We start from the raw sequence: 11,525 nt of genomic DNA, 5'->3' as shown, positions 1-11,525 counted from the left end.
AGGAAAAGAGGACGCCGTGTACGAGGGCGCTGTTCAAGAGCTGATCGACGAGCTCGGACGCCTGCCGGGGATCGGCCCCAAGTCCGCGCAGCGGCTTGCCTTCCACATCCTCGAGGCGGACGCGGAGGACATGCGCAAGCTGTCCGAGGCGATCACCGCGGTGAAGACGCGGGTGAAGTTCTGCACGATCTGCGGCAACGTCTCCGAGCAGGACACGTGCAGCATCTGCCGTGACCCGCGCCGGGACGCGAGCATCATCTGCGTCGTGGAGGAGTCCAAGGACGTCATGGCCGTGGAGCGGACCCGGAGTTTCCGCGGCCGGTACCACGTGCTCGGCGGCGCGATCAGCCCGATCGACGGCATCGGACCGGAGAAGCTGCGCGTCCGGGAACTCCTCACCCGCCTCTCCGACGACACGGTCCAGGAGATCATCATCGCCACGGACCCCAATGTGGAGGGTGAGGCCACGGCCACCTACCTCATCCGCACCCTGAAGCCCATCGGCGTCAACGTCAGCCGGCTGGCCTCGGGCCTCCCGGTCGGCGGCGACCTGGAGTACGCGGACGAAGCCACCCTCGGACGGGCCTTCGCCGGACGCCTCGCGGTCTGAGCCCACCGCGCTGAGTCCACCGCGCTGAGTCCACCGCGCTGAGTCCACCACGGCTCGGCCGGGCTCCTCGGCGGAGGGTCGGCCGACGTCCGTACTAGATTGGCCTCATGGTCATCTCCGGGTCCGCTCCAAGCGTCCAGCTCCCGCCACCGATCACGCCCATCACCACCGACCGGCTCGTGCTCCGCCCCACCGAGCTCACCGATGCTCCGGCCCTGGACAGAATCCGCGGCAGCGAGGAGACCACACGGTACCTGTCGCACGAGGCGCTGGACCCCACACAGGTGCGCGAGCGGATCGCCTCCGATCAGGCGCGTGCGGCCTCGTCCACCGCCACCGTCTTCAGGCACGCCTGGGCCATCCAGTTGCAGGATTCCGGTCAGGTGATCGGGGAGGCCAGCACGTGGACCACCAGGAATCCTCCGGAACCCGGGCCCCTCGAACCCGGTCAGGCGGCGTTCGGGTACGTGCTCGATCCGGCGTTCCACCGGCGAGGGTACGGCAGCGAGGCCGCCCGGGCCCTCGTCGAGTGGCTCTTCACCCAGCGGGACATCCGGACCGCGTTCGCCGGCGTCTTCGAACCGAACGTCGCATCGCAGGCACTGTTGCGAGGTCTCGGGTTCACCCCGGACCTCTGGTTCACCGCCGAGCAGGACCAGAGCGGCAAGGGCCTGCCGTCCATCCGCTTCCGCCTCGACCGCCCGGACCCGGCGTCGCAGCGGTCCAGCATGTGAGTCACATTTTCCGCACTGCGAGACGACGGCGATAAAATGGCTGCACGCGGCCTGTGCCCTGCCCGGGCCGCACGTCACGGACGCAGAGGTCCGCCACCCCCAGAACCTGGCGCCGCCCGGCGCCCGACCAGTAAGGGTCCATGCATGAGTCTGCCCACCAGTGAGCTGCCCGCAGCGGAACTGACCACCGAGCCCGGGGCCGCCACGCCCGCCACCGGCAAAGCCAAGCAGCTCATCGTCCAGAAGTTCGGTGGTTCCTCCGTGGCCGACGCGGACGGCATCAAGCGCGTGGCCGCTCGTGTGGCGGCCGCCCGGAACGCAGGCAACGACGTCGTCGTGGTGGTCTCCGCCATGGGTGACACCACGGATGAGCTGCTGGATCTCGCCGCGCAGGTCACGGACGGCGCCCCGGCCCGCGAGATGGACATGCTCCTCTCCGCCGGCGAACGCATCTCCATGGCCCTGCTCTCCATGGCCATCAACAAGCAGGGCGCCGTCGCGCAGTCCTTCACCGGCTCCCAGGCCGGCATGCTGACGGACGCGATCCACGGCAAGGCCCGCATCATCGACGTCGACCCGCACCGGGTCCGCACCGCCCTGGACAAGGGCCACATCGCGATCGTCGCCGGGTTCCAGGGCATGAGCCAGGACACCAAGGAAGTCACGACGCTCGGCCGCGGCGGCTCGGACACCACGGCCGTCGCCCTCGCCGCAGCCCTGGACGCCGACGTCTGCGAGATCTACACAGATGTGGACGGCGTTTTCACGGCGGACCCCCGCGTGGTCGGCTCCGCCCAGAAGATCGCCACGATCTCGAGCGAGGAGATGCTGGAGCTCGCCGCATCCGGCGCGAAGATCCTCCACCTGCGCTGCGTCGAGTACGCCCGGCGCTTCGGCGTGCCGCTGCACGTCCGCTCATCCTTCAGCCAGCACGAGGGCACCTGGGTCCTGCCCAGCCCCGATGACAAGATCACCATCAAAGAGGGAGTTGCCTTGGAGCAGCCAATCATCTCCGGCGTCGCACACGACCGTTCCGAAGCCAAGGTCACCGTGGTGGGCGTCCCGGACATCCCCGGCAAGGCCGCCGCGATCTTCCAGGTCATCGCCAAGGCGCACTCGAACATCGACATGATCGTGCAGAACGTGTCCACCAAGGGCACCGGCCACACGGACATCTCCTTCACCCTGCCGATCGTCGAGGGCGCCGACGCGCTCGAGGCCCTCCGCGCGGCCCAGCCGGAGATCGGTTTCGAGAGCATCGACTACAACGCCGAGATCGGCAAGCTGTCGCTCATCGGCGCCGGCATGCGCTCCCACCCGGGCGTCTCGGCCACGTTCTTCAAGGCCCTCTCCGACGCCGGGATCAACATCGACATGATCTCCACCTCGGAGATCCGCATCTCCGTGGTCACCCGCGCGGACCTGCTGGATGACGCCGTGCGCGCGATCCACAAGGCGTTCGAACTGGACGGCGACGCCACCGCCACCGTGTACGGCGGCACCGGCCGCTGACGGCGGAGGCACCGGCCTCACAACGCAGACGACGACGGCGGGGAACCGCCGTCGTCGTGTTGTTTAAGTGCCTGCCGCCTCACCTCAGCGGTGGGGCTCCTGCGGGCCCGCCGTGCGCGTGGCGTAATGGTGGCCCTGCGAGTCGGTCTCGATCTCGAAGTGGCTGAGGTCCTCTTCCGAGGCCTTCTCGAGGTCGTCGTGCCGGTGGACCACCGGGGCCGTCGCGTCACCGCGCGCCGCCGGTCCGAAGAGCTTCGCGGCGTTCTCGGTCAGGTGCATGAATTTGTCGGTCATCGTGGTCATGCGTGCCACCTCCCTGCTCACGCCGGGCGGCCTCTCCACCCGGAGCGCTTAAGACGAGTTTAAGTCCGCGGCGGGGGAAAAGAGCCGGTCGATCAGGAAATCCTGGAAGCCCGGAGGCTCAGCGGAGCGAGTGGTCGTCCGGATTCCGCGAGACGACGTACGTGCTGCCGTCGGGCCGGGTCATCGTCTCCCACTGCAGCGTCTCAGCCTGGCGCTGAGCGAGGAGGACCTTGTTCTCCTCGGTCATCTCATGATCCAGCGCACTGCGGTTCGCCGGTCCGAAGACCGCCCGGAATTTCCCGGTGGCCCGCATGAAGCGCTGGGTGAAGGTCTGGTCGCTCATCTCTCTCCCTCGGTGCAGGGCATCCTCGACCCCCTCAGCATAGCAAATTATTTAGTACACTAACTAATCTCGCTTCTTGGCTCTCTCGACAGGGTCTTGACAGCTCGGACGATAGGATGGACCCGTGGATTCCAATGCAGACACAGATCTCTCGCTCGAGAACCAGCTGTGTTTCGCACTCACGGTCGCCTCTCGGACGGTCGTCCAGGCGTACCGCCCCGTGCTGGAACCGCTCGGCCTGACCCACCCTCAGTACCTGGTGATGCTGGCCCTCTGGGACCACAATCCCCTGAGCGTCAAAGAGGTCAGCGCCCAGCTGCTGCACGAGCCCGCCACCATCTCACCTCTGCTGCGGCGGCTGGAGGACATGGGTTACGTCCGGCGCACGCCGAACGCCCAGGATGCCCGCGCGCTCGACGTCGAACTGACCACTGAGGGCCTGGCCCTCAAGGAGAAGGCCCGCGCGGTCCCACCCGCCATGATGCGCCGGCTCAAGCTCAGCCGCGAGGAGGTCATGGTCCTGAACAAGGCCATGCACAACCTCATCGAAGCGGCCACCGCGGAGGACTGACCCGCCGGGCCGTGCGCGCCTACACTGGGATCATCGATCCGGAGCAAGGAGACGCCATGGCCCAGCACATCCCGTTCAGGACTCTTCCCGGCCTGCGGACCGGACTGCTGGGCCTGACCGCCGTCGCCTCCCTGATCGCACTGTCCGCGTGCACTCCGTCCGCCACGCCCTCCCCGGACACCACGACGCCGGGCGCCACCGGATCCGCGAGCGCCTCGTCGAGTCCGTCGCCGAGCAAGCTTCCCACCACACCTCCGGCCACCAACGACCACCCGGCACCCGACGCCTCCGCCACGGCCGATCTGACCATCACGGTCCTGGCCAAGCCCGGAGCCAAGCCCACCGAGACCAGACTGCTGTGCACGGGCAAGACCGCGAAGCCGGAGGCCACGGTCCCGATCGCGGACGAAGCGTGCGCCCTGGTCGAAGCCCATCCGGCATATCTGTTCCCCACGGCGAAGAACACGGCCCAGGCCTGCACCGAGCAGTACGGCGGTCCCGCGACGGCCACCATCAAGGGCACCATCCGCGGCAAGACCGTTGACCTCTCCCTGACCAGGACCGACGGTTGCAAGATCAGTCAGTGGACCGCCCTCGGGCCCCTGCTGGGCGAAGCCGGGGCGAACGTCTGAGGTTCACGGCGCCCCAACAACGACGGACCGTTCCCTGTCCCGCACCCCGCGCGGCGACGCGGGATAATGGAGGCGTGTCCGCCACCACCCCTGCCACCGATCACGTCCTGACCGAGGACGAGTGGCTCCCCCGCGCCGAGGCTCATGCCGCCCGCGTGGACCGATACGCGGTCCCCTTCCTGGAACGGCGCCACACCGGCCGCAAGCACCCCGTGGAGGACTTCCTCTTCACCTACTACACCCATAAGCCGGGGCAGCTGCGCCGTTGGCATCCTGGCGCCGGGACGATCCTGCTCGGCCCGGAAGCCCGTGAGCGCCAGGCCTGGAAGCACTACCGGGCCCTGACCTCTGAAGAGCTCGTCGCCCTTGGCCTGGCGCCCGACACTACCGCGGTCACCGTGGACGTCGAGGGATTCCTGGCGGACCGGCGTGAGGCCGTCGACTTCGCCCGCATCATCCTGGGTGGCACGCTGGCCCGTCCGGCGCAATTCGGCTGTTTCGGACTCCACGAATGGGCCATGGTGTACCGGCAAGAGAAGTTCGAACTGCGCCACGAGTACCTCGCGCTCCGGCTTGGCGGCGAGGCGACGGATCAGGTGGTCGAAGGCCATCGCATCCGGTGCAGCCACTTCGACGCCTTCCGCTTCTACACCCCGGATGCCACCCCTCTGAACGAACTCCAGCCCACCCGGGAGACCCAGCGCGATCTGGAACAGCCCGGCTGCCTGCACGCCAATATGGACGTCTACAAGTGGGCGTACAAACTCGCGCCCCTGCTGCCGAGCGAGTTCCTCATGGACTGCTTCGAACTCTCCTACCGGATCCGCGCCATGGACATGCAGGCCTCCCCGTATGACCTCGCCGCCTGGGGCTACGACCCCATCCGGATCGAAACCCCCGACGGCAAAGCCGAGTACGTCGCCCGGCAACGGGGCTTCGCCGAGGAGACGCAGGAGTTGCGCGCCCGCTTCCTGGAACTGCTGGACCGCACCGTCCCACCCACCCCTCAGGAGACGCGATGACCTCCATGGACCTGACCGTCTCTCTCACACCCGCCCCCGGAGCGCCCGAGGTGACCTTCCGTCTGGTCGGCGGGCCGGAAGGCCCCGGCCCCGCCTCGACGGTGCCGGATCCGGCCGCCGCGTACGACGCCGTCGTGCGGCACGGCGCGCGGCTGCTCCTGCCCGCCCTGCCGCGCAGGGGGGCGGCCGTCTCCGAGGCCCGGCCGGTCTTCGGCGGGGAACAGCGAGCGCACGTCACGGGCATGCTGGATGGCCGATCGGTGGACCGCCGGTTCAGCCGCTCCGATTCCCGGGAGACCGCCCCGCTGGGATGCGCTGGCGCCGCTGCTGGGCGGCTCCGAGGTCTGAGCGGCGCCAGGGAGCGTAGGATTCGAGCCATGGAGTGCTTCGCAGCGGGAAGGAACCGCGAGGTCTGAACCCCGGTCGCCGCCGTCCGGTCCCGGGGTTCGTTCGCGTCCTGTGTTCACCGGCCTCCGGGCCTCGGCGAAAGGCCTCCCGTGCATTTCCGCAACTCCACCCCTCGTGATCTCAGTCCCCTGGTCGACCTCACCCTGAGGGTCTTCGAACCGTTTTATGAGCAATCCTTCCGCCCGCTCCTGGGCGAAACCGTCTACGCCGTGCAGCACGGTTCCTGGCGGAGCGACTACCGGCAAGAGCTCCAGTCCCTCCTCGACCCGGCACCGGGCGAGGGTTTTCTCGTGGCCGAAGAAGACGGCATCCCGCTCGGATACATCGCCTGGCACACGGACCCCGTGCGCGGCCACGGCGAGATCACCCTCCTGGCCGTCGACGCCGAACACCGCGGACGGGGGATCGCGCGAGATCTGTGCGAGCAGGCACTGGATCGGATGCGGCGGTCGGGAGCCCGGATCGTGGAGATCTCCACGGGCGGAGACGGATTCCACGCACCGGCCCGCGCGCTGTACGAGGAACTGGGCTGCACCGCGATCCCCGTCGCCGTCTACTTCAAGGAACTCTGACAGCGGGAACCTGACGGCGGGGACCCTGCTCATCGCGACGGTCCCTGTGACTCGCGCGCCAGTCCCTCTGGAAACGCCGGAAGGGCCGGCGGGATCAGGTCCCACCGGCCCTTCCGGGTCACTCAGCGTTCCGGATCAACCGGCCGCCGGAGCGTCCTCCTGATTCAGGTCGGGACGCTTCTGCAGTTCCTGCTCCGCCTTGGCGCGAACTCCGGCATCCGGGCTCTCCGCAGCGGGGGCCGCCACCGAGGTTCCGGCGCCGGTCACCACGACGTTGACGAACGTCTGCACCGAGGACCCGGCGTAGCTGACGCGCCCGATGTAGGAGCCCGGGGTCAGGCCCTTCCAGGCGAGCGTGACGTCCGCCGTCTTGCCGTTCTTCAGCACGAGCGGGTTCGGCGTCACCGTGGCGTTGCCCACAGAGGCTCCGAGCACCGAGGCCTCCAGGCTCGCCTTGACGGACTGGTTGCCCGGGCTCGCGTAGAGGTTGGCCAGCAGCGTGTACTGGCCCGGCGCGGGGTTGCTCAGGGAGACCGACTCGCTCGCGGAAGCCGTGGCCGCCGTGTAGACCTTGCCGTTCGGGCCCAGGACCACGAGGTCGAAGTCGGCGTTGTCCTGCGAGGACACCACCGCGAAGCGGGCGAACGGCGTGCCGGCCGGAACCGTCACGGTCTTGGACGCGTTGGAGGCGTCCGCCGTGTCGCCTGCCGGGCCGGGCACCAGCTGGATCTGCGTGGCGTCCGCCTTGGAGAGGCCGTCCAGCGTCAGCTTGGTGGGACGGTCACTGCCGGAGGTCACCGGGAAGGTGGCCTTGTCCGTGCCCTTGGCGGTGGTGAAAGACAGGTTGGTGGCCGCCACGGCCGACTGCGGACGGACCGCGATCGGCGAGGTGACGCTCTTGCCCAGACCCTGCCAGCTCAGCTGACCCATGGCGAACTGGCCCAGCGGGGCCCCAGCGTTCTCGAAGCTGACCTTGAAGGTCTTCTTCTGCCCGGCGGCGTTGAAGTTCAGCACCGACGGGGTGACCTTGACGTTCACGCCCGGGACGTTGACCACGGCGCGGTACAGGCCGGGGGTCAGCGCGGTGAGCGTGCGGGTGACCTCGATGCGGCCCGTCAGGTTGCCGAGGGCGAAGGACGGGACGTTCATGTCACGGGTCTTGGTGGCGCCGAGACCCGGGATGCCCAGATCGAAGCCCAGGCCCTGGATGTAGCGCAGGTAGTCGTCCTGACCGGCGTCGTACACGAGGCCCGGGTTCAGGAACCCACCGGGGTTCACCTGACCCGCGCCCGTGGCGAAGAGATCCGTGTCCTTGCTGCCGTCGGCCTTCTTCAGATCCGTCGCGGTGGTCATGAGCGCCGACTTGATGGTGGCGGGCGACCACTTCGGGTTCTTGGAGAGAGCCAGGGCGCCGAAGCCCGCGATGTGCGGAGAGGCCATGGAGGTGCCGGACATCATGCCGAACAGCGCGCCGTGCTCCGCGATCGGGGAGACACCGGCGAGGACGGCGACGCCGGGGGCGGCGACATCCGGCTTCAGCAGATCGGAACCGGAGGCCAGCAGAGGACCGCGGGAGGAGAACCCTGCGACCTGAGGCTGGGGCTCCACCGGGAGGCCGGTGGTGTCATGGTTGACCAGGCGGGCCTTGATGGCCGGGTTCGCGGTGACCTTGTCCTTGATCTGCTGGGTCGCCGGAGGGTTGACGTGGACGGTGGGCACGGCGTGCATGTCCACGTCCTCGCTGGAGGCGCTCAGGTTCACCAGGACCATGCCGACGCCGCCGGCACGCTTGACCTCGGCGCTCTTGGCGACGCGATCCACCACGCCACGGTCACACACCACGATCTTGCCGCTCACCTTGGCAGGGTCGAGGCTGTCGGGTGCGCAGAGGTTCGCGTTGCCGGTGCCGGACGCGGCGTTCCCGGAAAGGACCAGGTTGCTGTACGGGACCTCGGTGGCCATGAGGCTGGCGCCGCGGAACTTGCTGCCGTCCTCGAACTCGACCGTGCCCTGCAGTTCGCTCGTGAACGAGCTGGCGGCCACGGTGGTCAGCCACGGAGCGCCGTGGTTGACGGTGCTCGCGGTCGGACCGCTGTTGCCGGCCGAGACCGAGACGAAGATGCCCGCCGAGACGGCCGAGAGGAAGGCCAGGGAGACCGGGTCGGTGGTGCTCGTGGCACTGCCGGAGATGGAGTAGTTCAGGACGTCCACGCCGTCCAGGATCGCCTGGTCGATGGCCGCCACCGAAGCGGAGGAGTAGCAGCCGCCGGTGTCCGGGTCGTCGTCCTCCCAGCAGACCTTGTAGATGGAGAGCTTGGCCGCCGGGGCGACGCCGCTCGTGATGCCCATGTCCCGGTCGCCCAGATTGGCGCGGACGTTGGCGTTGCCGGCCGCGGTGCTCGCGGTGTGCGTGCCGTGGCTTCCGACGTCGACCGGGGAGATCAGCTCCTCCGGCGCGCGGTGCTCCGGCGGGACGGTGTTCAGGAAGTCATCGGCGAAGTACCGGGCGGAGAGCACCTTGGAGTTGCACTCGGACCCTTCGAAGCCATCGCCTGCCTGGCAGTCACCCACGAAGGTGTCGCCGTCCGACTTGAGCATGGCGATCTTGCCGTCCTCATTGCGGTACGGGACACCGACCTTCGGGGCGCCCTGAAGGGGCTTAACCTCGTCACCGGCGAAGAACGGGCTCGACGGGGTGTAGCCCGAGTCGATCACGCCGACCACCACGCCCTTGCCGGCATTGTTCACGCCGCCGAGCTGCTGCTGCCAGAGGCCGGTCTTGCCGGGGAGCTTGAGGTAGTCCGTGCTGGAGTAGTCCGGAGCGTACTGGCGGTCCGGGGCCACGGCCAGGACCTTGGGGTCCTTCGCGAGCTTGCTCGCCTGCTCGGCGCTGAGCTGGGCGGAGAACGCGTTCAGGGCCGTGGAGAAGCTGCGCTTGATGGCCACGCCCTCCTGACCGGCCACCTGCTTCTGGACCGACTGGAGGTGCTGGCGGTACCGCTGGACGTTCTGGTTTCCGGCGTCGAGCTTCCGGCCCGCCTCCGGCTTGGTGGCAGCGAGACCCGGGGTCCCGCCGTCGTAGCTCGCGGCGGGCTTCTCGGCGAGGACCACGATGTAGCGTCCTGCCTGGAACTGCTGGATGCTGCTCTGCCCGGGCACCACGGTGGGTGCGGCCTGGGCGGGCGTCATGACGGCCGTGCTCAGGAGCACGGGGATACTGACGCCGGCCGCGAGGGCCTTGGTGAGCGCCCTGCCGCGCAGGAGGCCCTTCCCTGTTCTTCTCATGGGTGCGTGAACCTTTCACGAAGGTCCTCCAGTCCCTTGACCGGAGGGGTCATGCCCGATCGGCCGCGTTGTTACGCGGCTCACACTCAGGTTGACTCTTACCCTAATGGAGCAGCACCCAGTTGTGACAGGGTTATTTCACAGTTTGTTATCAGTTGCGTTATCGGCTGCGCTGTCAGCCGGCCGGGTCATACGTGAGGCAGTCCGCACGCTCGGCGCCGGGGCCGATCTTCACATCATGAGCGCCGCACATGAGGTGGTCGTTGTGCCGGCACTCGCTGCGCTGGCAGGCGCCGACGTGGGCCAGCACCTTGGGCAGGCCGCCGAGGGAACTCGTGTCGATGAAGGTGGCGCACTGGGCGTGGTGGTCGCTGCCGCCGATCGTGATGCCGTACGCCGTGCAACCGTCGTGGTTGAACGAACAGGCATCCACACTGCAAGCGGACACTTCGGTGACGTGAGTGCTCATCATTCCTCCTGCTGGTTTCTCGCGGCGGGGGTCCCCGCTTCTTCAACGGTACGACCGTCCGCAGCGGTTTGACCCGGCGGAAATGCGTATGTGTGTTTTCGCTAATACGCCCAGGTCAGCCTCAGAGCGCGCTCATTCGGCAGCGTCAACCCTCATCCAGCTGCGTCGACGTAGTACCAGCGCCCGCCCTCCCGCACGAAGCGGCTGACCTCTTCCTGCACTCCCCGCACGGTGCGCGACGACGGCGCCCCCGCACCGCCGTCGTCGGCCGGGGCGCGGTAGTGCGCACGGAAGGTGACGGTCCCTTCGGTGTCGAAGGGGCCTCCCGCCGTGGTGGCGGTGATGTCGAGCCTGAGCCAGCGGATGTCCTCGTCCAGCTCCAGGTCCCGCGGACGGGTGTCCGGATGCCAGGTGGCGAGCAGGTAGTCCTCGTCCAGCACGGCGAAGGCGCTGTACCGGCTCCGCATGAGTGCCTCGGCCGTGGCGGGCCGGCCCTCACCCGCATGGAAGCGCCCGCAGCAGGCGCCGTAGGACTCCCCGCTCAGGCAGGGGCAGGGACCAGGTGCGGGGCTCTTCCGGGCGTTCATCCACATAGCCTAAACACGGCGCGGAGGCCCGGGCGCACCCGGTAGAATGGGAGGTGCAAGCTCGCGGAGCGTCGCTGCCACCGTTTTCCCCGCCCCTCCACTCCTTCCGGGAGTCCCTGCGTGGAAACGGGAAGCGCGTGAGACGGCAACACTTCCGTGACGGCCCTGGCCTGGGGCGACACCCGGCCCAGGTTCAACGCACGCACGCACACAGGAGTTGCCGGATGCCCCGGATCGTCGTCGACGTCATGCCCAAGCCCGAAATCCTTGACCCGCAGGGCAAGGCCATCGTGGGCGCGCTGCCCCGCCTCGGCTTCACCGATTTCGTGTCGGTCCGCCAGGGGAAGCGCTTTGAGCTCGAAGTCGAGGGTGAGGTGACGGACGAGATCCTGGCCAAGGCCCGTGACGCGGCCGAGACCCTGCTCTCCAACCCCGTGATCGAAGACGTGGTCAACATCCAGGTTGTCGAGGCCTGAC

The 11,525-nt window shown here is 68.5% G+C and carries 14 protein-coding genes; 9 read left to right on the top strand and 5 right to left on the bottom strand.

What is annotated here, in order from left to right:
- The first annotated feature begins 16 nt into the window (after positions 1-16).
- The 3 genes from recR (at position 17) to QFZ52_RS01200 (ending at position 2,856) form a co-directional block, all read left to right on the top strand.
- A complete protein-coding gene (gene recR / locus QFZ52_RS01210) occupies positions 17-610 on the top strand; it encodes a recombination mediator RecR (RefSeq protein WP_066214750.1) in 594 nt (197 codons plus the stop codon).
- Between the two features lie 107 nt (positions 611-717).
- Positions 718-1,344 carry a GNAT family N-acetyltransferase gene (locus QFZ52_RS01205; protein WP_307495806.1) on the top strand — a complete coding sequence of 209 codons (627 nt, stop codon included), beginning with the start codon at positions 718-720 and terminating at the stop codon, positions 1,342-1,344.
- Between the two features lie 144 nt (positions 1,345-1,488).
- A complete protein-coding gene (locus tag QFZ52_RS01200) occupies positions 1,489-2,856 on the top strand; it encodes an aspartate kinase (RefSeq protein WP_373425607.1) in 1,368 nt (455 codons plus the stop codon).
- 84 nt (positions 2,857-2,940) lie between these two features.
- On the opposite strand, the gene QFZ52_RS01195 is transcribed toward QFZ52_RS01200, so the two are convergent.
- Positions 2,941-3,159 (bottom strand): hypothetical protein, encoded by a 219-nt coding sequence (locus QFZ52_RS01195; protein ID WP_307495805.1) that lies wholly within the window; start codon positions 3,157-3,159, stop codon positions 2,941-2,943.
- Positions 3,160-3,277: 118 nt separating this feature from the next.
- A complete protein-coding gene (locus QFZ52_RS01190) occupies positions 3,278-3,502 on the bottom strand; it encodes a hypothetical protein (RefSeq protein WP_066214742.1) in 225 nt (74 codons plus the stop codon).
- 124 nt (positions 3,503-3,626) lie between these two features.
- On the opposite strand from QFZ52_RS01190, the gene QFZ52_RS01185 reads away from it, so the two are divergent.
- The 5 genes from QFZ52_RS01185 (at position 3,627) to QFZ52_RS01165 (ending at position 6,707) form a co-directional block, all read left to right on the top strand.
- Positions 3,627-4,073: a MarR family winged helix-turn-helix transcriptional regulator gene (locus QFZ52_RS01185; RefSeq protein ID WP_307495804.1), complete on the top strand. Its 447-nt coding sequence runs from the start codon at positions 3,627-3,629 to the stop codon at positions 4,071-4,073.
- A 56-nt stretch (positions 4,074-4,129) separates the two neighbouring features.
- Positions 4,130-4,705: a serine protease inhibitor gene (locus QFZ52_RS01180; RefSeq protein WP_307495803.1), complete on the top strand. Its 576-nt coding sequence runs from the start codon at positions 4,130-4,132 to the stop codon at positions 4,703-4,705.
- Between the two features lie 107 nt (positions 4,706-4,812).
- Entirely contained in the window at positions 4,813-5,727 is a 915-nt protein-coding gene (locus QFZ52_RS01175; RefSeq protein WP_307498618.1) for a 3-methyladenine DNA glycosylase, read from the top strand.
- On the top strand, positions 5,724-6,143 hold the full coding sequence (locus QFZ52_RS01170; protein WP_307495802.1) for a serine protease inhibitor: 420 nt from the start codon (positions 5,724-5,726) through the stop codon (positions 6,141-6,143). Before QFZ52_RS01175 ends, QFZ52_RS01170 begins: the two co-directional genes overlap by 4 nt.
- Positions 6,144-6,224: 81 nt before the next feature.
- Positions 6,225-6,707 carry a GNAT family N-acetyltransferase gene (locus QFZ52_RS01165; RefSeq protein ID WP_307495801.1) on the top strand — a complete coding sequence of 161 codons (483 nt, stop codon included), beginning with the start codon at positions 6,225-6,227 and terminating at the stop codon, positions 6,705-6,707.
- 135 nt (positions 6,708-6,842) lie between these two features.
- Here the strand turns inward: QFZ52_RS01165 and QFZ52_RS01160 are convergent, their stop codons facing one another.
- The 3 genes from QFZ52_RS01160 to QFZ52_RS01150 form a co-directional block, all read right to left on the bottom strand.
- A complete protein-coding gene (locus QFZ52_RS01160; protein WP_373425606.1) occupies positions 6,843-9,992 on the bottom strand; it encodes a S8 family serine peptidase in 3,150 nt (1,049 codons plus the stop codon).
- 175 nt (positions 9,993-10,167) lie between these two features.
- The gene (locus QFZ52_RS01155; RefSeq protein WP_066215003.1) at positions 10,168-10,461 is read right to left on the bottom strand and encodes a DUF1540 domain-containing protein; all 294 of its coding nucleotides are present in this window, start codon (positions 10,459-10,461) and stop codon (positions 10,168-10,170) included.
- A 152-nt stretch (positions 10,462-10,613) separates the two neighbouring features.
- Positions 10,614-11,048, bottom strand: a complete 435-nt coding sequence (locus tag QFZ52_RS01150; RefSeq protein ID WP_307495798.1) for a YchJ family protein — start codon at positions 11,046-11,048, stop codon at positions 10,614-10,616.
- Between the two features lie 224 nt (positions 11,049-11,272).
- On the opposite strand from QFZ52_RS01150, the gene purS reads away from it, so the two are divergent.
- Entirely contained in the window at positions 11,273-11,524 is a 252-nt protein-coding gene (gene purS / locus QFZ52_RS01145) for a phosphoribosylformylglycinamidine synthase subunit PurS (protein WP_066214728.1), read from the top strand.
- The last annotated feature ends 1 nt before the right edge of the window (position 11,525 follow it).

The sequence above is a fragment of the Arthrobacter woluwensis genome (genome assembly GCF_030816155.1).
Taxonomy (GTDB): domain Bacteria; phylum Actinomycetota; class Actinomycetes; order Actinomycetales; family Micrococcaceae; genus Arthrobacter_E; species Arthrobacter_E woluwensis_A.
This window is presented reverse-complemented; position numbering and strand designations above follow the sequence as displayed.

What these genes read in the sequence shown, in the direction of transcription:
- QFZ52_RS01150 (WP_307495798.1), bottom strand. Translation starts at nt 11,048, where the DNA reads ATGAACGCCCGGAAGAGCCCCGCACCTGGTCCCTGCCCCTGCCTGAGC.
- QFZ52_RS01195 (WP_307495805.1), bottom strand. Translation starts at nt 3,159, where the DNA reads ATGACCACGATGACCGACAAATTCATGCACCTGACCGAGAACGCCGCG.
- QFZ52_RS01180 (WP_307495803.1), top strand. Translation starts at nt 4,130, where the DNA reads ATGGCCCAGCACATCCCGTTCAGGACTCTTCCCGGCCTGCGGACCGGA.
- QFZ52_RS01200 (WP_373425607.1), top strand. Translation starts at nt 1,489, where the DNA reads ATGAGTCTGCCCACCAGTGAGCTGCCCGCAGCGGAACTGACCACCGAG.
- QFZ52_RS01160 (WP_373425606.1), bottom strand. Translation starts at nt 9,992, where the DNA reads ATGAGAAGAACAGGGAAGGGCCTCCTGCGCGGCAGGGCGCTCACCAAG.
- QFZ52_RS01190 (WP_066214742.1), bottom strand. Translation starts at nt 3,502, where the DNA reads ATGAGCGACCAGACCTTCACCCAGCGCTTCATGCGGGCCACCGGGAAA.
- QFZ52_RS01205 (WP_307495806.1), top strand. Translation starts at nt 718, where the DNA reads ATGGTCATCTCCGGGTCCGCTCCAAGCGTCCAGCTCCCGCCACCGATC.
- purS (WP_066214728.1), top strand. Translation starts at nt 11,273, where the DNA reads ATGCCCCGGATCGTCGTCGACGTCATGCCCAAGCCCGAAATCCTTGAC.
- QFZ52_RS01170 (WP_307495802.1), top strand. Translation starts at nt 5,724, where the DNA reads ATGACCTCCATGGACCTGACCGTCTCTCTCACACCCGCCCCCGGAGCG.
- QFZ52_RS01155 (WP_066215003.1), bottom strand. Translation starts at nt 10,461, where the DNA reads ATGAGCACTCACGTCACCGAAGTGTCCGCTTGCAGTGTGGATGCCTGT.